The following is a 24012-nucleotide window of genomic DNA, read 5'->3' on the forward strand; positions in this document are numbered from 1 at the left end:
ATAAAGGATCGGGGAGGATGATCAGCCGCCCGGTTCCGCCAGCGCGATGTCCATGTCGGCAAGCGCCAGGCGCAGCAGTTCGGCCATGCCCGCGCGAGCCGCCGCCGTGTCGCGCGACGCGATCGCCTGATAGACGGCGCGGTGGTCGGGCAGGGGGTCGCGGGGTAGCAATTTCTTGCGATGCTTGAAGGTGGTGGTCCAGCTGACCGCTGCGCCGACCGAACTGGCCAAAGCCTCCAGCGCGTCATTATGCGTCGCCGCCAAGATCATATTGTGAAAGCGCTGGTCAGCGGCCCGGCCTTCGGGGGTGGAGAGGCCGTAGCGGCCCATTTCCGCGAGCGCCGCTTCCATCACCGCCAATTGATCGTCGGTGCGGCGGCGCGCGGCGAACTCCGCTGCGGCCGGTTCGATGACGCCGCGCAACTCGAACAGGTCACGGATGAAATTGGCATCCGGCTCGCCAGCGAACATCCAGGCGAGCATTTCAGGATCAAGCACGTTCCAGCGATTGCGGGGCAGGACGCGGGTGCCGGCCTTGGGGCGGCTTTCCAGCATACCCTTGGCGATCAGGATGCGGACAGCCTCGCGATAGGCGGTGCGCGACACACCCAGACGGTCGGACGCCTCGATCTCGCCCTCGAACAATTCGCCCGGTCTGTGCTTGCCGGTCAGGATGGCCGTGCCCAGGTCGCGGGCGATCGTCTGATGGATGCGGAGCGTGCTTTCGTCCGATCCGAACTTGCGCCCGCTGCCCAAAACCTTGCTCCCTTATCAGTCCTCGAACACAGCCGTAGGACAATGTCGGCCGCAAAGGAAGGCATCGGCGACAAGACGGAGCGGGGCAATATCGGCGTCGATCGCCCGGTCAGCCACCAGAGCGACGAAACGGCGATACATGGCGGGATATTCCTCGTCAGGGGCCTTGAGTTGAACTTCACCGTCCAGCCGCAGGGTGTTGCCGCCTTCGGACAGGAGCAGGCTGCCATTGTCGGTATCGACCGCGATGTCCCAGGTCTGCGGCCCGGTCTGACGCCAATCGAACACGGTGTCGATTGGTGCGCCCGACGCGGTCGCCATGGCGAGCGTCGCGCCGATCGGGGCGTCCTTGTTGGAGGGCACTTCCAGATTGGCGGACAGAACGGTGACGGGTTCGGGCACGATTTCGGTCAGGATCGACAGGGCATTGATGCCCGGATCGAACACGCCAAAGCCGCCCGCTTCCCAAATCCAGGGCTGGCCGGGGTGCCAATGGCGAACATCCTCGCGCCACTGGATCGAAATCCGTTCGATTTGGCGCAGCGCGATCCAGGCCTTGGCCTGCGCCACGGCGGCGGCGTAGCGGCTGTGCCAACTGGCGTAGAGGGTGACATTCTGCGCCTTTGCCAGCGCGATCAGCGCCTCGACTTCGGAGACGGTCGCGCCGGGCGGCTTTTCGAGGAAAACATGTTTCCCCGCCAGCAACGCCTGCCGCGCGGCATGATAGCGGGCCTGCGGCGGCTGGCACAGGATCACGGCGTCGAGGTCCGGTTCGCCCGCCAGCATCGCGCCGAGGTCGGGGTAATTATTCACCCCTTCCCCCTGCGCGTTGCGGCTGGCGACGGCGACCAGATCGATGCCGTCGGTCTTTTCCATCGCGGGCAGGTGCTGGTCGCGCGCGATTTTACCCAGCCCTACCAGACCTGCCCGGATGCTCATGCAGCGGCGACCAGCTTGCCATCGACGCGGCGCGTCAGGCCGAGCGGATTGGCGTCCTGCAAGGCGGCTGGCAGCAGGGCGTCGGGTACGTCCTGATAGCAGACGGGGCGCAGGAAGCGCATCATCGCCAGCGTGCCGACCGACGTCGAGCGGCCATCGGCGGTCGACGGGAAGGGACCGCCATGCACCATCGCATGGGTCACTTCGACGCCGGTGGGCCAGCCGTTGGTCAGGATACGGCCGACCTTGCGCGACAGCACGGGCAGCAGCTTGGCGGCGTCGGCATTGTCGGCTTCGGTCAGTTGGAGCGTAGCGGTCAGCTGGCCTTCGAGACCGGCGATGGTCGCGATGACTTCCTCGATGCTGCTGCATTTGATCAAAACGGACGACGAACCGAACACTTCTTCGGCCAGAAGCGGGTTGGCCCCGAAGGTTGCCGAGTCGGTCGCGAAGAAGGCGGCCTGGCCACGGTTGCAGCCTTCCGCTTCGGTGCCGCGGGCGACGGTGGTAACGCCATCTGCGCCGGACAGGGCAGCAACGCCCTTTTCATAGGCTTCGTGGATGCCGGGCGTCAGCATGACTTGTGGCTGGGCACCCGACATGGCCTGGGCTGCGGCTGCAACGAACTTGTCGAGGTCCGGGCCGTCAAGCGCGATGACGAGGCCGGGGTTGGTGCAGAACTGGCCCGACCCCATGGTCAGCGAGCCGACGAACGCTGTGCCCATGGCTTCGGCCCGTTCGGCGAGAGCGCCGGGGAGCAGGACGACCGGGTTGATGCTCGACATTTCGGCATAGACCGGGATCGGTTCGTTGCGTTCCGCCGCGATCTTCATGAGCGCAACGCCACCACCGCGCGATCCGGTGAAGCCGACCGCCTTGACGCGGGGATCAGCGATCAGGGCGCCACCCAGCGCGCGGTTGGCGCCGGGCAGGTAGGAGAAGACGCCTTCATGCAGGCCACAGGCCTTGACCGCTGCCTGGATGGCGCGGGCGACCAGTTCGCCGGTGCCGGGATGGGCGCTATGGCCCTTGACGATGACAGGCGAACCAGCGGCGAAGGCCGATGCCGTGTCACCGCCCGCGACCGAGAAGGCGAGCGGGAAGTTGGACGCGCCGAACACGGCGACCGGGCCGACCGAATGGTTGACGCGGCGCAGGTCTGCGCGGGGCATCGGCGCGCGGTCGGGCATGGCGGGGTCGATCGTGGCATCGAACCAGTCACCAAGGCGTACATAGCTGGCGAACAAGCGCAACTGGCCGACTGTGCGGCCCCGCTCGCCTTCCAGACGGGCGCGCGGCAGGCCGGATTCGGCCATCGCGGTTTCGATCAGCAGGTCGCCGATGGCGACGATATTGTCCGCGACGGTTTCCAGGAAAGTCGCGCGGGCGTCGGGTACCAAGGTCGAAAAGCTATCGAACGCGGCATCGGCCAGCTTGGCGGCTTCTTCGACTTCGGCGGGCATGGCGCTGGAGAAGGCGACGTCGCCCTTTTCGCCGGTCGCCGGGTTGATGGCGTAGAAAGTCTCTCCGCCCTGACGCTCGTTTGCGCCGATGAGGATGGCTCCGTTGAACATGGGATTCTCCTGAAATTGGTTCATGATGCTGTTCCCCGGCGCGGGCCGGGGAACAGGGAAGGGATCAGTGATTGTCGCGCGGCAGGCCCATGGTCTGGGCGATGCGCTGATATTTTTCTGCGCCTTCGAGGATCGCGCCGGTATCCATCTGGCCAACGACCGACCGCTGGATTTCCTGCCACGGCGTTTGCGACGCGGGATATTTGAACCCGCCAGCGGCCTCCAGCTTTGCGCGGCGTTCCGCCAGTTCCTCGTCCGAAATCAGCACGTTGACCGTGCCGGTGTTGAGATCCATCCGCACCCGGTCGCCGGTTTCGAGCAGAGCGAGGCCGCCCATGGCCGCCGCTTCGGGCGAGGCGTTGAGGATCGACGGGCTGCCCGACGTGCCCGATTGGCGACCATCGCCGATGCAGGGCAGGGCCGAAACGCCCTCGGTGATGAGATAGGCAGGGGGACGCATATTTACAACTTCGGCTGCACCCGGATAGCCGATCGGCCCCGCGCCGCGCATGAAGAGCAAGGTCTGATCCGTGATGCCGACCGAGGGATCATCGATGCGGTGATGATAATCTTCCGGCCCGTCGAACACGACCGCCGGGCCTTCAAAGGCATTGGGGTCTTCGGGATTGGACAGATAGCGGTCGCGGAATTCCGGGCTGATGACGCTCGTCTTCATGACGGCGGCGTCGAACAGATTGCCCGACAGGACCAGGAAGCCCGCATCCTCGACCAAAGGCTGGTCGAAAGGACGGATGACCTTTTCGTCTTCGATTTCCACGCCGCGGCAATTGTCGCCCATGGTCTTGCCATTGACGGTCATCACATCCTCGTGGATCAACCCCTGTGCGATCAGCTGGGCGACCACGGCGGGGACGCCACCGGCGCGATAATAATCCTCGCCCAGATATTCGCCCGCAGGCTGGAGGTTGACCAGCAGCGGGATTTTGTGACCGACCGTCTCCCAATCCTTGAGCGGCAGGTCGACGCCGATATGGCGGGCGATCGCGGCCAGATGGATCGGCGCATTGGTCGATCCGCCGATGGCGCTGTTGACCATGATCGCATTGTGGAAGGCATCGCGGGTCAGGATGTCGGAGGGCTTCAGATCCTCCGCCACCATCTCGACGATGCGCTTGCCGGTCAGATAAGCGACTTCCTGGCGATCGCGATAGGGGGCGGGGATCGCGGCCGATCCGGGTAGCATCATGCCCAGCGCTTCGGCGAGCGAGTTCATGGTGGAGGCGGTGCCCATCGTGTTGCAATAGCCGGTGGACGGGGCGGAGGAGGCGACCAGTTTGATGAAGCCTTCATCGTCGATCTTGCCTGCTGCGAGCAATTGGCGCGCCTTCCAGACGATGGTGCCCGAACCGGTGCGCTCGCCCTTGAACCAGCCGTTCAGCATCGGGCCGACCGACAGCGCGATGGCGGGGATGTTGACGGTGGCGGCGGCCATCAGCAGCGCCGGTGTGGTCTTGTCGCAGCCGGTGGTCAGGATCACGCCATCGAGCGGATAACCGTACATGGCTTCGACCAGGCCGAGATAGGCGAGGTTGCGGTCAAGGCCGGCGGTCGGGCGCTTGCCGGTTTCCTGGATCGGATGGACCGGAAATTCGAGCGCGATGCCGCCCATTTCGCGGATGCCGTCGCGCATGCGTTCGGCCAGGACCATATGATGGCGGTTGCAGGGCGACAGGTCGCTGCCGGTCTGGGCGATGCCGATGATCGGCTTACCGCTGCGCAGTTCGTCGAGGCTGAGGCCGAAATTGAGATAACGCTCCAGATAGAGCGCCGTCATGTCGATATTGTCGGGGTTGTCGAACCAGGCGCGGCTACGCAGTTTGGGGGCGGAGTTGGACGAATCGCTCATTGGGGCATCCTGACGAGAATAAGGCATGGCGCTTTTTGCGCGCTCGCCATTCCGATATACTCATACAAATACAGTTTCAAGCGTGCATGCGACCGATGCCGCAAATTTGGCGTCGATCCGGGGGTCGCACCGCCCTTCGCGTCACCGACCTGATGGCTGGCCTGCCCATTTGTCCAGCGCATGCGCTCTTGAAACACGCCAGGCATCGGCGCATGGACCGGCCATGACCGCGACCTTCCCCCGATCGTCCGCCGCGCCTGCGCCGCGCGCCATCGCCCGCTGGCTGCTATCGGTAGCAGCGCTTGTGTTCCTTATGGTCGTGGTCGGCGGGATCACCCGCCTGACCGAATCCGGCCTGTCGATCACGCAATGGAAGCCGATCACCGGGGCCATTCCCCCGCTGACCCATGAACAATGGATGGAGGCGTTTCGCCTCTACCAGCAGATCCCTGAATATCAGCAGATCAACCGGGGCATGAGCCTCAATGATTTCCAGTTCATCTTCTTCTGGGAATGGGCGCATCGGTTGCTGGGGCGGCTGATCGGATTGGCCTTTGCTGTGCCCTTGCTCTGGTTCGCGTGGAAGCGCGCCATTCCGCAGGGCTATGGCTGGCGGTTGGTGGCGCTGCTGGCGCTCGGCGGATTGCAGGGCGCGATCGGCTGGTGGATGGTGCAATCGGGCCTGTCGGAACGCACCGACGTCAGCCATTACCGCCTGGCGGTGCATCTGCTGACGGCGCTGTTCATCATCGGCGGGCTGGTGTGGACCGCGCTTGACCTGTTGATGCTGGCGCGGGACCGCAATGCGCGCCCGGCGACGCTGCGGCCCTTTGCGTTGGTCGTGCTGATCGGGCTGTTCGTGCAATTGCTGTTCGGGGCGTTCACCGCCGGGCTGAACGCGGGCTATGTCGCCAACACCTGGCCGCTGATGAATGACCGCTTCGTGCCCGACGGCATGGCCTGGATGGGGTCGCTATGGGCGACGCTGTCGAGCGACCCTTATCTCGTCCATTTCATCCATCGCTGGTGGGCCTGGGGTGCCGCCATCCTGGCCATCATGCTGGCGCGCCGGGCCAAGCGGGCTGGACAGCGCGGCGCGTCGATCGCGATCAATGCCAGCATGGGCACGCAAATCCTGCTGGGGATCGCCACGGTGATAAGCGGTATCGCGCTGCCGCTCGCCGTGCTGCATCAGGCCGTCGGCGCGATCGTCGTGGCGGCGCTCGCCTGGGGCGCGCACAGCATCGGACGACGCCGGGGTTAGAGCGTCAGCCTCAGGGCTTCGGCGCGCTCGCCGCATTGGCGGCGGCTTCGGGCGCGGCGGCCGGTGTCGCGGCGGGCAATAGTCGCAGGCTCCGCAACAGCGCGTCCGAAATGCTCTGATATTGTTCGCTCAGCATTTCGGGATAGACGAAGGTCGCCGTCACGATCGATCCGTCCGGCTGGCGCAGCAGGCGCACAGCGACATTATTGCCTTCGCCGTCATTGGCGGTGCCGCGATATTCATTGTCGCCGATGAAATCGCCATCGACGCCCTCGGCCCCGTCGCTGACCGCCTCGACAATCTGTTGCAGCGTCTGGTCGCCGTCATTCTTCTGCCAAAAGACGCGCACGTCCGCGCCTGCGCCAGGGTCTTCATAGACCACGCCATCGGCGTTGCTGGCGCTCTCATCCTTCACCCAGCCTTCGGGCAGCGTGACGGAAAAACCGCGCGCGGCATTCACATAATCGAGCGATTCCAGGCCTTCGTCGCTCTGCTGCGTGGCGAGTGCTTCTGCCGCGGCGGCATTGGCGGCGGCGGCCAATTCCTCTTGGCTCGGCATATCGGCAACCGGCTCGGTGCGGCCGCAGGCGGCGAGCAACAGGAAGGGCAGGCAAGCGGTAAGGGGAAAACGGTTCATGCGCGATCCAAAGCATAGGCGCGGCGATAATTCAACGACATTGCCCAAAGGGAGGCGACAGGACGTCATGTTCACCGGTCAGGCGGCGCTGTCGATGCCTAGTTCGGCCAGTTTGCGGTAGAGGGTCGATCGGCCGATTCCCAGGCGTCGGGCGACCTCCGTCATGCGCCCGCGATAATGGCCGATGGCAAGGCGAATGACGTCCGCTTCGATGTCCGCAAGCTGGCGGACATGGCCGTCGCCTTCGAACAGGGTGATGCCCGCGCCGTCACGATGCGGCTGATTGGCGGCGCGCGGGCGGATGGACAGGCGATCGAGCGGGTCGCTCGCCTTGATCTGAGCAGCGATCTGCGGGAAATCCTGCGGCGTCAGGGCATCGCCTTCGCACAGTACAGCCGCGCGGAACAGGGCGTTCTGAAGCTGGCGGACATTGCCGGGCCAGCAATGCTGCATCAGCAGCGCGAGCGCATCGTCGGTGAGGCCCAGGCCACGCAGACCCGGCTGGGCGGCGATCCGCGTCAGCAGGTGGCGGCACAAAGCCGGAATGTCGCCCATGCGTTCGCGTAATGGCGGAATGGTAAGCTGGACGACGTTGAGGCGATAATAGAGATCTTCGCGGAAGCGTCCCGCCTCAATCTCTTCGGCCAGTTTTTTGTTGGTGGCGGCGATGACGCGCACATCGACATGGATCGGGCGGCGCGCGCCGATCGGCTGGACTTCGCCATCCTGTAGTACGCGCAGCAATTTGACCTGCGCATCCATCGGCATTTCGCTGACTTCATCGAGGAAGAGCGTACCCATGTCGGCGCTGGCGAATTTGCCGACATGCCGGTCGAAAGCACCGGTGAAGGCACCACGCTCATGGCCGAACAGTTCCGATTCGACGAGGTTGGCGGGGATGGCGCCGCAATTGACGGTGACCATCGCCTGCTTGTGGCGGGGGGAGGCGGCGTGGATGGCGCGCGCGATCACATCCTTGCCGACGCCGCTTTCGCCCTCGATCAAGACGGGCACGCGGGCGCGCGCTGCCTTGGCCGCGATGGCAAGGGCCGCGCGGAATTGCGGCGCGGACCCGACGACATCCTCGAAGGAGAGCGGGGCGGTGATTTTTTCCGTGAGCGGGCGCAGTTCGCCGTCGCTGCCATCGGTGAGCGTGGCATTGAGTGCGGCGAGCAGGCGTTCGGGCGCGATCGGCTTGGACAGATAGTCGGTGGCCCCGGCGCGCATGGCATCGACCGCAACGGCGACATTGTTATGGGCCGTGAGGATCAGGATCGGCAGCGCCGGGCGACGGGCACGAATCTCGCCGACCAAGCCGGCTGGCTCATAATCCGGGCTCCATTGGTCGAGGATGATCGCATCAAGCTGCATCCCGTCCTGCGTGCCGAGCATCGCGATGGCGGTTTCATTGTCGCCTGCAAAGATCGTGCGCCAGCCTGCACGCGCCGCGAGCGCCGATACCAGCCGCCTTTGCGCCGGTTCGTCGTCGATTAGCATCAGCATCGGTATGCCGTCGCGCGCCATTCGCACCCCTCAATTGCAACAGGCGACCGACGATAGGGACGCGGGGTAAAGGCGCGCTTAACTGCGAAAGATTTTCTTGGCCTTGGGCGGGTTGAGGGGGGGGCAGGTTGCGGATAAGAGGTTGGCCTGATTTTACCACAATAGGGAGACCCAGCATGGCCACGGACGGAAATATCAAGGATGCGACCCAGACCTATTCGGGGTTTGTGGGGCTGATGAAGTGGGGCACGATCGCCTCGGTGGCGGTGGCCGCGATCGTGGTGCTGCTGATCTCCAGCTAAGCACGGCGCGACGTACAGGGAGGGGATGCCATAATAATGAAAATAGCAGTGGTGAAAGAACAGGCAGCGGGCGAAGCCCGTGTTGCCGCGACGCCGGAAACGGTGAAGAAATTTATCGGCCTTGGCGCGCAGGTCGCCGTCGAGGCGGGGGCCGGGCTGACCGCGTCGATCGCCGATGCCGATTATGCGGCGGCGGGCGCGACCGTCGCCGATCGAGCCGCGACGGTTGCAGGCGCGGATATCGTGCTGGGCGTGCAGGGGCCGGATGTGGCCAGCCTGTCCGGCGTGAACCCAGGTGCCTGGATCGTGGCAGGGCTTAACCCGTTCGGTGACCGGGCACGGGTCGATGCCTATGCGGCGGCCGGCTATGAGGCGCTGGCGATGGAGTTCATGCCGCGCATAACGCGCGCGCAGTCGATGGACATTCTCTCGTCCCAGTCGAACCTGTCGGGCTATAAGGCAGTGCTGGATGCTGCCGCCGAATATGGCCGGGCCTTTCCGATGATGATGACGGCGGCGGGCACTGTGTCGGCCGCGCGCGTCTTCATCATGGGTGTGGGCGTGGCAGGCCTGCAGGCGATCGCAACCGCCAAGCGGCTGGGTGCGCAGGTCAGCGCGACGGACGTGCGCGCCGCGACCAAGGAGCAGATCGAGTCGCTGGGCGCCAAGGCGATCTTCGTCGAGAAAGTCGCGGGCATCGAGGGTGAAGGCTCTGGTGGCTATGCCACCGAAATGTCCGACGAGTATAAGGCCGCGCAGGCCGAACTCGTGTCCGCACATATCGCCAAGCAGGATATCGTTATCACGACCGCGCTCATTCCGGGGCGGCCCGCGCCGCGCCTGATCAGCGACGCGCAGATCGCGACGATGAAGCCGGGCAGCGTGATCGTCGATCTGGCGGTCGAGCAGGGCGGCAATGTCGAAGGCGCGGTGCCCGGCGAAGTGGCCCTGCGCCACGGCGTCAAGATCGTGGGCCACCGCAACGTGCCGTCGCGACTGGCGGCGGACACGTCCGCTTTGTTCTCGCGCAACCTGTTCAACTTCCTGTCCGCCTTCTGGGACAAGGACAAGGGAGCGCCGGTGCTGGACGAGGAAATCGGCAACGCCATCCGCCTGACGCAGGGCGGCAAGGTCGTGAACGAGCGGTTGTTGGCGAGCTGATGGCGAATTTTGCCCCTATAATCCTCCCCCATGGGGGGAGGTGGCAGGGCGAAGCCCTGACGGAGGGGTGTCACCCTATCGATAGGGTGACACCCCTCCGTCACGCTGCGCGTGCCACCTCCCCTTACAGGGGAGGAATATAGGTGCTGCAAGGCGGCGATGTCGGCATGTCGAGGGCCAAGTCTCTCAGGCAGGCCATGTCGCTACCCGAAGTGTTGCTGTGGAATGCGTTACGCGATCAAACTAATGGCCTGAAATTTCGCAGACAGCATCCATCTGGTCCTTATGTGGCAGACTTTTACTGCCATGAGGCCCGGATGATCGTTGAAGTGGACGGCGAAGCCCATAATCGCGGCGATGCCCCACAAAGCGATGCAATTCGCGATGCTTGGTTTGCGGAACGCGGCATTCATGTCCTTCGCATACCCGCCATCGCAATATTGAATGATCTGGACACAGCCGTCGCCGGGGTAAAGGTGATGGCCAAAGAGAGAATAGGGGAGGACTAGAATGGACTTTATTTCCATCCTGTCGGTTTTCGTGCTGGCGTGTTTCGTCGGCTATTATGTGGTGTGGTCGGTGACGCCCGCGCTGCATACGCCATTGATGGCGGTCACTAACGCCATTTCATCCGTCATCATCGTCGGCGCGCTGGTCGCGTCGGCGGAGGCGGGGAGCGCGGCGGCCAAATATCTGGGGCTGCTCGCGGTGGTCTTTGCATCGGTCAACATCTTTGGCGGCTTTGCCGTCACGGAACGGATGCTGGCGATGTACAAGAAGAAGGAGCGCAAGTGATGCATGAGATCGCACAGATCCCATGGGGCGTGAGCCTCGCTTATCTGGTCGCAGGCGTCCTGTTCATCCTGGCCCTTCGTGGCCTCTCCAGCCCGGCCACCAGCCGTCGCGGCAACCGTATGGGCATGATCGGCATGGCGATTGCCGTCGCCACCACGCTTTATACCCATGATGTGGTGAGCCTGCCCGAAATCATCGGGGCTATCGTCATCGGCGGCGGCATCGGCTTCATCATCGCACGGCGGATCGCGATGACCGACATGCCGCAGCTTGTCGCGGCGTTCCACAGCCTGGTCGGCATGGCCGCGGTGCTGGTGGGCGCAGCGGCGTTCCTCAACCCCGGTGCGTTTGGGATTCTGGATGCCGTGACGGGTGAAATCCATGGTGCCAGCCGCATCGAAATGGGTCTGGGCGTCGCCATCGGCGCGATCACCTTCTCCGGTTCGGTGATCGCCTTCCTGAAGCTCAACGGCAATATGTCGGGCAAGCCGATCATGCTGCCGGGGCGGCATGTCATCAACCTGGGCACGCTGGCGGCGATATTGGGCCTGATCGCCTATTTCGTGACCGATCAAAGCCCCTGGATCTTCTGGACCGTAACGGCGCTCAGCTTCATCATCGGCTTCCTGCTGATCATCCCGATCGGTGGGGCGGACATGCCGGTCGTGGTGTCGATGCTCAACAGCTATTCGGGCTGGGCTGCCGCCGCGATGGGCTTTACGCTGGGCAACAGCGCGATGATCATCACCGGCGCGCTGGTGGGATCGTCGGGCGCGATCCTGTCCTACATCATGTGCAAGGCGATGAATCGCAGCTTCATCAGCGTGATCGCGGGAGGCTTCGGCGCGGAGTCCGGGCCTTCGGGCGCAGGTGGGCCGGTTATCGACCGTCCCTACAAGCGCGGCTCGGCCGAGGATGCTGCCTTCCTGATGAAGCAGGCCGACAGCGTCATCATCGTGCCGGGCTATGGCATGGCGGTGAGCCAGGCCCAGCATGCGCTGCGCGAGATGGGCGACCTGCTCAAGAAGGAAGGCGTCAGCGTCAAATATGCGATCCATCCCGTCGCGGGCCGTATGCCAGGGCATATGAACGTGCTGCTGGCCGAAGCGAACGTATCCTATGACGAAGTGTTCGAGTTGGAGGACATCAACAGCGAGTTCGGCCAGTGCGACGTCGCCTTCGTCATCGGTGCGAACGACGTCACCAATCCGGCGGCCAAGACCGACAAGACGTCGCCCATCTATGGCATGCCGATTTTGGACGTCGCCAACGCCAAGTCGGTGCTGTTCGTCAAGCGCTCCATGGGCGGAGCGGGCTATGCCGGCGTCGACAATGAAGTCTTCTACATGGACAACACCATGATGCTGCTGGCCGATGCCAAGAAGATGGTCGAGGAAATCGTCAAGGGGCTTGCCCACTAAGCCGGGCTTCCCCTAACCATCATGGGGACGGCCGGGCGACCGCTCGGCCGTCCCTTTTTCATTGCGGGGCAAGAACATCAGATGCGCAAGATCGGCCTGATCGGGGGAATGAGCTGGGCGTCCACGGCGCGCTATTATCAGATCATCAACGAAGCGGTGCAGCGGACCCAGGGCGGGCTGCACAGTGCGCCATTGGCGATCGAAAGCCTGGACTTCGCGGCGGTGGCGCAATGCGTGTCGGACGACGATTGGGATTGCGCGTCCGTCCCGCTGGTGACGGCGGCGCGGCGGCTGGAGGCGGCCGAGGCGCAGGCGCTGCTGATCTGCGCCAATTCGATGCATCGCGTCTATGACCGGGTGCAGGCGGCTGTGTCGATTCCGGTCATTCATATCGCCGACGTGGTGGGGCAGGCGATGAAGCGGGACGGTATCACTACCGCCGCGCTGCTCGGCACGCGCAATGTCATGATGGAGAAATTCTATCGCCAGCGGCTGGTGGGCCATGGCATGTCGCTACTGCCGCCCGATCCTGCGCTGGCCGACCGCATCAATCACATCATGTATGAAGAATTGTCGGCGGGGCGGATCAACAAGGATTCGCAGCGCTTCATGAAAAGCGCGCTGACCGACATCGCCAAGCAGGATGTGCAGGCGGTGGTGCTGGCCTGTACTGAGTTGGAACTGATCGTCGACGTGAAGGCCAATGTGCTGCCAATCTACGACTGCACCAGCATTCACGCGATGGCAGGCGTGGATTTTATCTTGGGGGAATGAAGCGGGGCGGCGCACCGCGCACCGCGCGGCGTTAGCGGAAAATATCGGGGAACAGCGTCGTCATGGTCTCGATGCTGGGGCTCAGAATATGGGCAGGGTCCATTTCAAGCGGTATGGCGACGAAGTTCCAGACGCGCGCATCGACCAGCTCTGCGACGCTGTCATAGGCAAAGCCGAACAGGTCGAAAATGCGATAGCCCCGGCTGGTAACGAAGTTGAATATGTCTTCGGGCTTATAGTTGAAATAGCGCGGTGAACTGACATCCCATTCGAAGGTGATGATGGGATGATGTTTGAATATCTTTTCGGCACCCAGGAAGGCGTGATATTCGGCACCCTCGATATCGAATTTGGCAAAGCATAGCATGGCCGCGACATAATCATCGACCATGCTGTCGATGGTACGGACTTCGACCTTGATCTCCTCGACGTCTCCCGATGCAAGGATGGCACGGTTGGCGAGGCCGCTGAGGCCGGAGTCATTCATCTTGCTGAAGTAGAAGCTGGCCTCGCCCGCTTCGTTGGATACCGCGCACTGATGCAGCGTCAGGCGCGGGCGGAGATAGGCGCAATGCTGGTCCACGGTCGCCATGGTGCGCCGCGCCAGTTCGGGCGCGGCCTCGAACCCGATGACATGGCCGGCTTCGCCAACGGCCTCGCCCATCTGCATGAAATGGCCGCCATGGTTGACGCCGACATCCAGCATGGTGTCGCCGGGGCGGGCATGCGTCACATACAGGTCGCGGATCAGACCTTCCATATCGGGCCAGGCACCACCGTTCGCTGCCACCAACTGGTCTGCAAAACTGTGTCGATCCATCCGACCGGCGATGGAACTGGCGAACATAGAAATAGGCCTTATTATTGTAGGTCAGCCTTCAGGCTGTCGAGCGGGGCCTTCTTCACGCTGGTCCGAAACTTGTCAACGATCGTTCCGGCTCGCCCGTTTCGGCTCACCGCGTTGGCGTCCAGGTCTGGGTTTTGCACAGGAACGCGATGCAACCCTGGACCTTCAAGGTGCCATTGGGGTTGCGGTTGATCTTGGACTTGTAGCTTTTGCCACTTTCGGGATCGTAGATCGTCCCTTTCCAGATGTCGCCCGCATCGGAAAAGCCGGTCAGCAAGGGCAGGCCCACCAGCGGGCGCGAACGTAGCGCAGGATCGCTGTTTTCCGCGTCGGTGTGCGGACGGCCGGGGGTGGGTTTGAGGATCTTTTCGATCTTGCCGCACAGGCTTTTGCCGCACGGTGCGATGTGGACGATCGCCTTGCCATCGACGGTGGTCCAGCGGCCGGTCACGGGCTGAGCGGCCTGGGCGGGCAGGGCCATGACGGCGGCCAATGTGGCGATGGTGAATGCGATGCTCTTCATGCGATCCTCTCTCTTTGTCTTGGGACCAGAGATAGGCGGGATGCGCGGTGCCCGCCACCGCCATTTATGGCGGAAGCAGGCAGTTTGGCGCGAAACGCTACGGCATCGCGCAGCGCGTGGCCGCAATTTTTTAGAAGGCCTCGCTGATCGAGCAGGCCGCCGGACCCAGGATGACGACGAACAGGGTCGGCAGGATGAAGAGGATGAGCGGCACGGTCATGATCGCGGGCAGGCGTGCCGCCTTTTCTTCCGCGCGCATCATGCGATCATGGCGGAATTCGGCGGAGAGGACGCGCAGCGCGGAGGCAAGCGGGGTGCCATATTTTTCGGTCTGGATCATGGTCGTCACCACGCCCTTGACTGCATCCAGCTTGACGCGCGTCGCGAGATTTTCAAACGCCATGCGCCGTTCGGTGAGGAACGACAGTTCGATCGCGGTCAGCTGAAATTCGTCGCCCAGTTCGGGATAAGCCTTGCCCAGTTCGCGTGCGACCCGGTTGAAGGCGGCATCGACGGTCAGCCCCGCCTCGGCGCAGATGACCAGCAGGTCGAGCGCATCGGGTAGCCCCTTGCGGATGGCGGCCGAACGCTTCGTTACCTTGTTGTCGATGTAGAGATCGGGTGCCTTGTAAGCGAGTATCAGGGTGATGGCGAAGGCGAAAAAGCGCTTCAACGGTCCCCATTCCGGCTGGATGCCGACGACATAGAGCAGGGTGACGGCAAGCCCGCCGATGATGATCGGCATGAACATGCGGCCGAAGATCACAGCGACGGCAAGATCCTTGGACCGGATGCCGGCCTGGGCCAGGCGGATCTGGGCGTCCTTGAGCTGGTCGTCCTGCAAGACCTTCAGGCTCGACAGGAAGGAGCGCATATTGTCGGTCGTCTGGTTCTTCTTGACCAGGCTGGCCCGGCGCTTGCCGGTGGACGCGGTAATGCCCGCCTTCAACTGTTCGCGCCGTTCATTGAGCGCCTTGACCCGCTTGGCCATCGGATCGCGCACCGTCATCACCGCATAAAGGGCAAAAAGCATGGCGAGCGTCGCCAGCGCGGCCAGCAGGGTGCCGACGTCAGTGGCCGTCAGGCCAAATAAGGTGCCGACTGGGGCAGGGGCGTCCATATCTTTTCTCCCGTCCCGATCAGATTTCGAAATTGACCATTTGCGCCATGATGAACGCGCCGATGCCCATCCAGCAGAAGCCACCTATGCCCACGACCTGCATCAGCGAAAGGCCAAAGAGGCCCGCCGGGTCCGGTGTGAAGAAAGGGCTCATATAGTCGAAGTTGATGTAGCAGATCATCCCGAACACCAGGAAGGGCAGGGCGCCGATGATATAGGCCGACGCCTTGGATTCCGACGACATGGCGCGGATCTTGAGCTTCATCTGCGCGCGCTGACGCAGGACCGTCGCCAGATTGGACAGGGTTTCGGCCAGGTTGCCGCCGGTTTCCCGCTGGATCGACAAGGTGATGACGAAGAATTGAAATTCAGGCGTGCCCAGGCGATCGGCGGTTTCCTGCAACGCCTGTTCCATCGACCGGCCGATCTTGATCCGTTCGGTGATGAGCTTGAACTCTTCGCCCACTGGTCCCGGCACTTCGCTCGACACGATGCCCAATGTTTCCGCGATCGGCAGGCCAGAGCGCAGGCCGCGCGTCAGCAGTTCCAGCGCATCGGGGAATTTGGCGGTGAATTGATTGACCCGCTTGGTGATCAGGCGACCGACCCACCAGTGCGGCAGGCCAAGGCCCGCAGCCAGTCCGAACATCAGCGCCATCAGCGGCGGAAAGCCGCGTAGCATCAGCAAGGCGGCAAGCCCCAGGAAGATGAATGCGCTGGCCGTCATATATTGGCTGAGCGTCCATTTCTTGCCGGTCATCACGATCCGCTTGGTCAGATTTTCCGGGTTGGGGATGAGCGAGACCAGCATCTTGGTTTCGATGGTGGTGGAGCGGTTGGAAATCGCCTTGCGCATGCGCGCTTCCAGCAATGCTTCGGCCGAATCGCTGTGACGGCCGCGGATCATCGCGACGCGGCGCTTACGCGCCTTTTCCGGTGATGGACCGGCAAAGGCGATGACGGCGAGGCCCATGAGGGTCGCCATCAACACCATGATCAGGATGAAATTGCCGTCCATTATCTACCCCGTCCTTCATGGGCTGCCGTCGCCACCGGGCGACCTGCGTCGTCAATCTTCCAGCGCGGCGGCCTTGTCCTTGCGTCGCGACGGCATCATGGCCCTGAAGTCGATCTTGCCGAGCAGGGAGTCGCCCTTTTTCGCGGCAGATTTTCCACCGGATTGGGCAGGGTCCACCTGCGCTGCACCCAATATCTCTTCGAGCAGGCTGGAACAGGCTGCCCCAACCTTGCTGCCCTTGGCGGTTTCGGCCAGCGTTTTGCCGAGCTTTGCCGCCTGCGATGCCACGCGCAGGTCGAAGGGAATGAGGACATCGACCTTGCGCTCGATCGACTGTTCAAAATCCTTGCGGCTGATCTCCGGCGATCCAGGGTGGACGCGGTTGGCGACCACGATGACGCGGCTGTTGGGCGCGTTCGTCTTGAGCCAGGACAGAATGCGGATCGTGTCGCGCGCTGACGCCAGCGTCAGTTCGGTCACGACCATCGTGACCTGAATCTCGCTGATCAAATGAGGGTGCTGAATCAGCATGGCGCGCGGCAGGTCGATGACGCTGCATTCGAAGACCGAGCGGAACTCTTCCAGCAATTGGTAGAAGGCACCACCATCGGTCAGCATCGGCTGGCTGATGGGGGCTTCGGCCGAGAGGATCGCCAGCGTGTCGCTGGCGCGGACCATGGCGCGTTCGATGAACAGACCGTCGATCCGGCTCGGATTTTCGATCGCGTCGGTCAGGCCACGGCCCGGCTCCAGGTCGAGCGCGAGCGCATCGGTGCCGAAATGCACGTCTAGGTCGAGCAGCGCGGTCTGGCGCTTCTTCTTGTCCGACAGCAACCAGGCAAGCGAGGTCGCGAGGCTGGACGCGCCGACGCCGCCGCGCGTGCCGATGACCGCGACGGCCATATGCGGCCGGTCCGGCGTCGCATCGCGCGGGGCCATGAACACGGCCTGTGCATTGGCCAGGGCATCGCGCAACTGGTCGGCGCCGAACGGCTTGAGCAGATAATCCTGAATGCCGCTGGCAACGAGATCGCGATAGAGGCGCACGTCGTTGACCTGGCCCGCCGCGATGACGACGGTGCCCGGTTCGCACACTTCGGCGAGGCTGTTGATGTCGTTGAGCGGGTCGCCGCTTTCGGACATGTCGACGAATAGGATCTGGGGCGAAGCGGTGATCGACAGGCTCTGGACCGCATTGCGCATCCCGCCCTTGTTCACTTTTTCAGGCGCCCAGCCCATTTCGGCCGCCACGGCGCGAACCATGTCGAAGCTATGATCGTCGCAGACAAAGGCGTGGAACGGATCGCGTGGACCAGCCGCGCCGGGTTTCCAGGGTGCGTTCATGTTACTCGCCTCCTCCGGCTTGCATTTCCTTAAGTTCGCCAGCACCGGTCGGCGGCTTTTCGCGATATGTCGTGATGGCGCGGTTGGAGGTCGCCGTCCGCAAATTGCTGTCGGTGCCCTGGCCCCGGACCAGATCTTCGGGATTGGCGACCATCGCCGCCAGATTGCTGTTGACGCCACAGCCATAATTGCTCGACGCGCCCAGGTTCATTTCGGCTTCCTGCTTGGCCGACCAGTCGGGACAGCCCGGCACGGTTGCCGTGGCGCGGCGCACGACCAAGCGGAGCATGCCCTGCGGCGCGACGCCGGCCGCTGCCGAACTGTCGGTGCCGACCAGCAGGCCCCGGCGCGCCGCCACGTCGGCGATGCCGTCATGCAGGGCGGGACCATAATAGCCGTCCGATACGATCGCCACTTGGTCGCCATAGCTGAGGCCAATGGAGGTGAACCAGTCGTCCAGGCGACGGGTTTCGGCGGGCGTCAGCATATCGCCAGCGCCAGCCTGCACATCATAGGTGTAGGCGGCGTAGCTAACGACCGGTTGATGAACCGAATCGACGCTGCGGTTCTGGCTATCGGTCACGCAGGCTGTCAGCGGTAAAGCCATCAGGGCCAATACGGCCAGGGACTTGCGCGATAGACGGGGCGGGAGAGGGGAGGTCATGTCGTTCGTCCTTCCGTCAGAAACTGAAGCCAGGGGCGGCCGCGCCGGATTTCCCGGCCTTGCGGCTGTCGGCGCTGGCAACGACCGGGGCCGGGGTCGCCATCGCCTGCGGGCCGGGGGTCGGCACGCCGCCACCAGGCGCGCGGGTCGGCATCGGCGCGCGAGCGCCGCTGACGCCGTCATGCCCTTGTTGCAGGAACAGACCTTGCCCCACATCCGCGTTACGGAAGCCATCGGTCGGCAGGCGCACGTCCGATGCGTTCATCGGCTTCACCAGATAGGGGGTGACGACGATGACCAGTTCGGTCTCGCTGCGCTGGAATTGGCGCGATTTGAACAGGCTGCCCAGGATCGGGATATTGCCGATGCCGGGCACCTTGTTGATGCCGTTGCTCGTTTCATTGTTGAGCAGGCCAGCAATCATGAAGGCTTGGCCCGACCCCAGTTCCACCGTGGTTTCCGCGGTGCGGCTCTTGAGCGCGGGAACATCGGCATTCAGCGTGAAGTCGAGTGTCGACACGGTCGGGCGAACCCGCAGCGAAATGCGTCCATCGGCCAGCACGGTCGGCGTGAAGGCGAGTTGCACCCCGTACTGTTTGAACTCGATGCTGTTGCCCTGCTGACCGTTGTTGATCGTGTAGGGATATTCACCGCCCGCCAGGAAGCTGGCGGTTTCGCCCGACAGGGCGGTCAGATTCGGCTGCGCCAAGGTGCTGGCAAGGCCGCTCGATTCGGCCAGATCCAGCGCACCGGCTATATCCAACCCCAGGATGCGGGCGACGCCGCCGAGGCTGTAGCCACCATTAATCGGAGTGTTGAAAGTTCCCCCGCCATTTTCGTTAAACTCAACGAAATCGCGGGTTCCGCCGCCGACAAAACCGGCTGTGCTGCCACCGCTTCTGTCGATTGAGCTGAAATTCGTGCCGATCTTGTGCCCGACATCCTTGGCGACTTCGGCAATCTTGACTTGCAGCATGACCTGCAACGGCGTCGCCATGCGCAGGCGGCTGACCACGGTCACATCCTTGCCGACGAAAGCCTGCGTCAGCCGTTCGGCTTCGGCGGCGTCTTCGGGCGCCTGGATCGTACCGGTCAACAGGACCATGCCGTTCATCTTGTTGACCGCAACCTGCGCGCCGGGCATCGCCAGACGCAGCATGTCGTCGATGCTGGTCAGGTTGTTGCCGACCCGCACCGTGCCGGAAAACAGCACCTTGCCATTGGTGGCGGTGGCAAACACCGTGGTTTCCCCCGGCTTCTTGGCGATCAGATAGAGCTGGTTCTGCGAGCGAACATGCACGTCGACCACATTCGGGTCGCCGATCACCACATCTGACATCTTGGCCCCCAGATTGACGACCCGGCTGCCGCCGACCGACATCAGGATGGCATTGTCCTGCGCGCTGGATGGCGCTGCGTTGACGGCCGTGCCGGGAACGGCGGTCGCCAGGATGGCAAGGCCGATGGCGATGGCCGGGGCGGCCAGCGGCTTGACCGCGATGCGCCGTGCGAAGCTGTGAATGGTCTTCATCTTACTTCCCCCCGACCGGAACTTCGGTCACGCTGGTACCGCGGGCCACGCGGATGACTGGGCCTTTGAAGGCGACCGTGCCCATCGGTGCGCCATTGGCGGCGACCATCGGTGGCATAGGCGCTTCGGCCTTGGCGGGGACGGAACTGCGCTGATAGCGCGAGACGTCGGCGCCGGTGGAATAGGTGGCACCACGATCGACCGGGCGCGACGCGAGCTTGGCAAGCAATGCCTTTTCAGCGTTCGGGCTGGCCCCATCGGGCAGTTCGACATCCGTACCGGCAATGGCCGCGTCGAGGTCCGAGGAGTTGTCGGCCAGCGAGCGCAGCGACAGCGACAGGGAGCCGACCGTCTGAGCGACCGCGATCTTCTCGGCGATCTTGGGCGTCACTTCGATCGTGACGTTGGAATAGGTCTGCACCACCGGCTTGCCATCTTCACCCATGGCATCCATGCGCTGGTCGGTGGCCAGGACGCGGATGTTGCGCAGGATGGTTTCCGACACGCGGAGCGGTTCGCCATCGCCGCCGCCCGCAACGCTTTGCGTCAGGACGAGGTCGATGCGGTCGCCCGGAAAAACGAAGCCTGCAACCGAACTTTGCGCCGAAACGGGCACCGTCACGGCGCGCATACCAGCGCCAAGCGCGGCGGCGAGGAAGCCCCGATCGCCCGGCTTGACCAGGCCACCCTGGGTCAAGGGCTGCCCGGCGGAGATGGCGGTGCGCACGACGCTGCCTGCCAGCTTGACCGGATCGGCCTGTCCCTTGAGATAATAGGCCTGTTCGATCAGATCCTTGGGCCAGGGCTGGAAGCGGAAACTTTCCGCGTCGAGGATGGTGCCGACGGGCAAGGCCTTGGTCGCAACCAGCACATGGGGCTGATCCGCTTCGGTCGGCATCGACGAGGCGGTGGCCTGCGGCGTGCTCGAAGAACTCAACATGTTGCGTGCAAGCAAGGCTGTAGTGACTGCTATGATAAGCGCCCCCACCAGCAGCACGATCTTCTTGGCATCCATGACGAAATTCGCCTCCCTCAAGCGGCTACACTGCCCCCAGTGCCCTACTCATCCCGTAAATTGGTTAAGATATCGTTGGCCAAGGTAGCAGCCACAAAGCGGCGAGTGAGATCGCCACGCCATAGGGTATTTCGGGCTGGCCCAGCCGCCGGGTCATGCGGTGATGGATCACCGTTATCAGGGTGACGAGACCGCCCAGCAGCGCCATCAGTACCAGCAGCGAGATGACCGCCTGCCAGGGAAACCAAAGCGCCAAAGCGGCGAGCAGCTTGACGTCGCCGCCGCCCATCATGCCCATCGAAAACAGGGCGGTGAAGAGGATGAAGACGATGCCGCCCACCAGCAGTTGCACCGCGACATCGGGCCACAGGTTGAGGCCGCAGGCGATCCACCAGAGCGGTGCGAGCGCGGCGATGACGGAGTTGAGCCGGTTGGAAATGATCCGCGCGCGCAAATCGGTGATCGCCGCCGCAATCAGCAGCGCGCCCAGGGCGACGATCAGCGCCAGCCGGAAATATTCCCCTAACATGGGCACTATTCCCTAGACCTGATGACTTACCAAACCGTAACCATGCGGTTCATGGATTCGCCCCTTTCTCCGGCTCCGGCCTTCGACACACCGGTTCTGGACCGGCGCGCCTGGCCGATGGGCGGGCGGCTGGACTATTGGACTGCGCCTGACGGCTGGCCGATTCGCCGTTACCAACTGGGCAGCGGCGCGCGCGGCCGCATGCTCGTCATGGGCGGGCGCGGCGACATGATCGAAAAATATCTGGAGGTCATTGCCCATTGGGCAGCGCGCGGCTGGGCCGTCACCAGTTTCGATTGGCGCGGGCAGGGCGGGTCGGGGCGTCTGACGGATGACCCGTTGTGTGGCCATATCGCCGATTTCGCCGACTATATCGCTGACCTGCGCGCCCTGGCCAACGACTGGCGGGCGCAGGGTAGCGGACCAAGCGCGATGGTGGCGCATAGCATGGGCGGGCATATGCTGCTGCGGGCGCTCGCCGAGGGGATGACGCCACCCGATGCAGCGGTTGCCGTTGCGCCGATGCTGGGCCTGCACAGCGCGCCGCTGCCACGCTGGCTGGCGGTGATGGTCGCACAGGGGATGATCCGGCGTGGCAAGGGGCGGCTGCGCGCCTGGACGCAGAAGGAGGATTCGGAGCGGCAGCGGCGGATGCGGCAGAAGCGCCTGACGCATGACCCGGAACGCTATGCCGACGAACTATGGTGGCGCGACCATAGTCGCGAGATTGCCCTGGGGCCGCCAAGCTGGAACTGGGTCGCGCAGGCGCTCGAATCGACGCGGGCACTGAGCGAAGGCGATGGCCTCACGCAGATCGACGTGCCTTTGTTGATATTGGCGACGCGCGTGGATCAGCTGGTGTCCACGCCCGCCATCCGGGCGGCGGCGGCCCGCATTTCGGGTGCGCAACTGCATGTCTATGGGCGCGAGGCGGCGCATGAAATCCTGCGCGAACTGGACGGGGTACGTCTGGATGCGCTGGGGCGGATCGATGCTTTTCTGGATGAGGCCGCCCGGTGAGCCTGCCCGATATCGTGATTGTCGGTGGCGGGATGGCGGGGGCCAGCCTGGGTGCGGAACTGGCGGCGCATGGCCGCGTGCTGGTTTTGGAGATGGAGCGGCAGGCGGGCTATCATGCGACCGGCCGGTCCGTGGCCTTCTGGGAAGAAACCTATGGCGGCCCGGCGGTCCAGCCGCTGACCACGGCATCGGGACCAATGCTGGCGGCCCCCGATCCCGACTTTCATGACGGCAGCTTCCTGTCGCCGCGCCGCACCCTGCATATCGGGCGGGCTTCGGATGAAGCGGCGCGCGCTGCGCTGATCGCGGATTTTGCGGGCAGGGTGGATTTGCAGCCGGTCGATCCGGCCGCCTATGTGCCGGGACTAAGGCCCGACTGGACGCTGGGCGTGATGGAGGCGAGCTGCCGCGATATCGATGTCGCGGCGCTGCATCAGGCATGGTTGCGGCAATTGCGTCGGCGCGGGGGGGCGATGCAACTGGGCGCGCGGCTGATCAGCGCACGGCGCGAGGGGAGTGGCTGGCGGATCGAGACAGCGGACGGGCCGCTGGCCTGCGGCTTGATCGTCAATGCGGCGGGTGCCTGGGCGGATGATGTCGCGCAGGCCTGCGGCGTCGCGCCGGTCGGGATCACACCGCTGCGGCGGACAGTGGCGCAATTGCGGGTGCCATCCTTGCCTTCGCCCGACCTGCCGTTGGTGATGGATCTTGGCGGTGGCTTTTATTTCAAGCCGGAAGGGCGCGACCGGGTGTGGCTGACCCCGCATGACGAAGTGCCCTCGCCACCCTGCGATGCTGCGCCGGAAGAGATGGCCGTGGCGCAGGCGGTGGCGCGGTTCGAGGCGGTGGTGGACTGGCCAGTGGCGGGCATCGAGCATCGCTGGGCTGGCTTGCGCAGCTTCGCGCCCGATCGTGCGCCGGTCTATGGCTTCGATCCCGACATGCCGGGCTTTTTCTGGTTCGCGGGGCAGGGCGGTTTCGGCATCCAGACGGCACCGGCTGCTGCGATGTTTGCGGCCAGCCTGATCCGGGGTGTGGCACCGCCAGACCCTCTCGCGCCAATCGATGCTGCTACCTATGATCCGGCCCGGTTTCGATCGTCAATCGCGCGGCTTGTGCTTTGAAATCAGATAGCGCCATACGCCGACGGCGTTGATGACGAGCAGCGCGACATTCTGCCAGCCAATCCCCTCGCTATCCTCGGCCAGAAAGCCCCAGCCAATCAACGCGATCGAGCTGGTGACGAACAGCACAAAGGCCCAGCCGGTGATCCGTCGGCCAAGGTTCAGTGAGACGATCAAGGCTGCCAACGTGGCGGCACCCGCGCCATAATATTGCAGGGTAGTAAGGATGGTGTCGGACATGGATCTTTGAACGCCGGGCCAGCCGCATGGTTGCGATCAGGTAG

At 63.9% G+C, this 24012-nt stretch carries 24 protein-coding genes and 1 pseudogene; 9 read left to right on the plus strand and 16 right to left on the minus strand.

Going from position 1 to position 24012, the window contains the following annotated elements; genetic code table 11:
• Positions 1 to 21: 21 nt before the first annotated feature.
• From IL54_RS14420 to IL54_RS14435, 4 genes are all read right to left on the minus strand, one after another.
• A complete protein-coding gene (locus IL54_RS14420) occupies positions 22 to 756 on the minus strand; it encodes a FadR/GntR family transcriptional regulator (protein WP_037476571.1) in 735 nt (244 codons plus the stop codon).
• A gap of 15 nt (positions 757 to 771) precedes the next feature.
• Positions 772 to 1695: a Gfo/Idh/MocA family protein gene (locus tag IL54_RS14425; RefSeq protein WP_037476572.1), complete on the minus strand. Its 924-nt coding sequence runs from the start codon at positions 1693 to 1695 to the stop codon at positions 772 to 774.
• Positions 1692 to 3269 carry an aldehyde dehydrogenase (NADP(+)) gene (locus IL54_RS14430; RefSeq protein WP_037478750.1) on the minus strand — a complete coding sequence of 526 codons (1578 nt, stop codon included), beginning with the start codon at positions 3267 to 3269 and terminating at the stop codon, positions 1692 to 1694. The genes IL54_RS14425 and IL54_RS14430 overlap by 4 nt, the downstream gene beginning before the upstream one ends.
• A gap of 64 nt (positions 3270 to 3333) precedes the next feature.
• The gene (locus IL54_RS14435; RefSeq protein WP_037476573.1) at positions 3334 to 5136 is read right to left on the minus strand and encodes an IlvD/Edd family dehydratase; all 1803 of its coding nucleotides are present in this window, start codon (positions 5134 to 5136) and stop codon (positions 3334 to 3336) included.
• A gap of 223 nt (positions 5137 to 5359) precedes the next feature.
• On the opposite strand from IL54_RS14435, the gene IL54_RS14440 reads away from it, so the two are divergent.
• Entirely contained in the window at positions 5360 to 6400 is a 1041-nt protein-coding gene (locus IL54_RS14440; protein ID WP_037476574.1) for a COX15/CtaA family protein, read from the plus strand.
• A 10-nt stretch (positions 6401 to 6410) separates the two neighbouring features.
• Here IL54_RS14440 and IL54_RS14445 read toward each other — a convergent pair whose 3' ends face one another.
• Both IL54_RS14445 and IL54_RS14450 read right to left on the minus strand, forming a co-directional pair.
• On the minus strand, positions 6411 to 7037 hold the full coding sequence (locus tag IL54_RS14445; protein WP_037476575.1) for a hypothetical protein: 627 nt from the start codon (positions 7035 to 7037) through the stop codon (positions 6411 to 6413).
• 78 nt (positions 7038 to 7115) lie between these two features.
• Entirely contained in the window at positions 7116 to 8561 is a 1446-nt protein-coding gene (locus tag IL54_RS14450; protein WP_037476576.1) for a sigma-54-dependent transcriptional regulator, read from the minus strand.
• Between the two features lie 155 nt (positions 8562 to 8716).
• Between IL54_RS14450 and IL54_RS14455 the strand changes: the two genes are divergently transcribed.
• The 6 genes from IL54_RS14455 to IL54_RS14480 all read left to right on the plus strand — a co-directional run bounded on the left by IL54_RS14455 (position 8717) and on the right by IL54_RS14480 (position 12993).
• Positions 8717 to 8842, plus strand: coding sequence for an aa3-type cytochrome c oxidase subunit IV (locus tag IL54_RS14455; protein WP_037476577.1), 126 nt, complete (start codon positions 8717 to 8719; stop codon positions 8840 to 8842).
• 36 nt (positions 8843 to 8878) lie between these two features.
• Entirely contained in the window at positions 8879 to 10003 is a 1125-nt protein-coding gene (locus IL54_RS14460; protein WP_037476578.1) for an NAD(P) transhydrogenase subunit alpha, read from the plus strand.
• Between the two features lie 143 nt (positions 10004 to 10146).
• Positions 10147 to 10512, plus strand: coding sequence for an endonuclease domain-containing protein (locus tag IL54_RS23095; protein WP_076605514.1), 366 nt, complete (start codon positions 10147 to 10149; stop codon positions 10510 to 10512).
• Position 10513: 1 nt separating this feature from the next.
• On the plus strand, positions 10514 to 10798 hold the full coding sequence (locus IL54_RS14470; RefSeq protein WP_006950157.1) for a proton-translocating transhydrogenase family protein: 285 nt from the start codon (positions 10514 to 10516) through the stop codon (positions 10796 to 10798).
• Entirely contained in the window at positions 10798 to 12219 is a 1422-nt protein-coding gene (locus IL54_RS14475) for an NAD(P)(+) transhydrogenase (Re/Si-specific) subunit beta (RefSeq protein WP_037476580.1), read from the plus strand. Before IL54_RS14470 ends, IL54_RS14475 begins: the two co-directional genes overlap by 1 nt.
• Positions 12220 to 12300: 81 nt before the next feature.
• On the plus strand, positions 12301 to 12993 hold the full coding sequence (locus IL54_RS14480) for an aspartate/glutamate racemase family protein (protein ID WP_037476581.1): 693 nt from the start codon (positions 12301 to 12303) through the stop codon (positions 12991 to 12993).
• A gap of 31 nt (positions 12994 to 13024) precedes the next feature.
• On the opposite strand, the gene IL54_RS14485 is transcribed toward IL54_RS14480, so the two are convergent.
• The 9 genes and pseudogenes from IL54_RS14485 to IL54_RS14525 form a co-directional block, all read right to left on the minus strand.
• Positions 13025 to 13840, minus strand: coding sequence for an FkbM family methyltransferase (locus tag IL54_RS14485; RefSeq protein ID WP_037476582.1), 816 nt, complete (start codon positions 13838 to 13840; stop codon positions 13025 to 13027).
• 106 nt (positions 13841 to 13946) lie between these two features.
• Positions 13947 to 14363 carry a DUF2147 domain-containing protein gene (locus tag IL54_RS14490; RefSeq protein WP_037476583.1) on the minus strand — a complete coding sequence of 139 codons (417 nt, stop codon included), beginning with the start codon at positions 14361 to 14363 and terminating at the stop codon, positions 13947 to 13949.
• Positions 14364 to 14493: 130 nt separating this feature from the next.
• On the minus strand, positions 14494 to 15483 hold the full coding sequence (locus IL54_RS14495; RefSeq protein ID WP_037476584.1) for a type II secretion system F family protein: 990 nt from the start codon (positions 15481 to 15483) through the stop codon (positions 14494 to 14496).
• Positions 15484 to 15502: 19 nt separating this feature from the next.
• On the minus strand, positions 15503 to 16501 hold the full coding sequence (locus IL54_RS14500) for a type II secretion system F family protein (protein ID WP_037476585.1): 999 nt from the start codon (positions 16499 to 16501) through the stop codon (positions 15503 to 15505).
• Between the two features lie 51 nt (positions 16502 to 16552).
• Positions 16553 to 17845, minus strand: coding sequence for a nucleotide-binding protein (locus tag IL54_RS14505; RefSeq protein ID WP_037476586.1), 1293 nt, complete (start codon positions 17843 to 17845; stop codon positions 16553 to 16555).
• A gap of 1 nt (position 17846) precedes the next feature.
• Positions 17847 to 18509 carry a CpaD family pilus assembly protein gene (locus IL54_RS14510; RefSeq protein ID WP_037476587.1) on the minus strand — a complete coding sequence of 221 codons (663 nt, stop codon included), beginning with the start codon at positions 18507 to 18509 and terminating at the stop codon, positions 17847 to 17849.
• Between the two features lie 16 nt (positions 18510 to 18525).
• Positions 18526 to 20040, minus strand: a complete 1515-nt coding sequence (locus tag IL54_RS14515; protein ID WP_037476588.1) for a type II and III secretion system protein family protein — start codon at positions 20038 to 20040, stop codon at positions 18526 to 18528.
• A gap of 1 nt (position 20041) precedes the next feature.
• Complete coding sequence (gene cpaB, locus IL54_RS14520; RefSeq protein ID WP_037476589.1) at positions 20042 to 21055, minus strand: Flp pilus assembly protein CpaB; 1014 nt, start codon at positions 21053 to 21055, stop codon at positions 20042 to 20044.
• Positions 21056 to 21103: 48 nt separating this feature from the next.
• Positions 21104 to 21584 (minus strand): annotated as a pseudogene (locus IL54_RS14525) (A24 family peptidase).
• Between the two features lie 42 nt (positions 21585 to 21626).
• Here IL54_RS14525 and IL54_RS14530 point away from each other — a divergent pair.
• Entirely contained in the window at positions 21627 to 22604 is a 978-nt protein-coding gene (locus IL54_RS14530) for an alpha/beta fold hydrolase (protein ID WP_443211323.1), read from the plus strand.
• Positions 22601 to 23728: an NAD(P)/FAD-dependent oxidoreductase gene (locus tag IL54_RS14535; RefSeq protein WP_037476591.1), complete on the plus strand. Its 1128-nt coding sequence runs from the start codon at positions 22601 to 22603 to the stop codon at positions 23726 to 23728. Before IL54_RS14530 ends, IL54_RS14535 begins: the two co-directional genes overlap by 4 nt.
• Here the strand turns inward: IL54_RS14535 and IL54_RS14540 are convergent.
• Positions 23705 to 23968: a hypothetical protein gene (locus IL54_RS14540; protein ID WP_037476592.1), complete on the minus strand. Its 264-nt coding sequence runs from the start codon at positions 23966 to 23968 to the stop codon at positions 23705 to 23707. The genes IL54_RS14535 and IL54_RS14540 overlap by 24 nt on opposite strands.
• Positions 23969 to 24012 lie beyond the last annotated feature (44 nt).

This window comes from Sphingobium sp. ba1 (assembly GCF_000743655.1).
Taxonomy (GTDB): domain Bacteria; phylum Pseudomonadota; class Alphaproteobacteria; order Sphingomonadales; family Sphingomonadaceae; genus Sphingobium.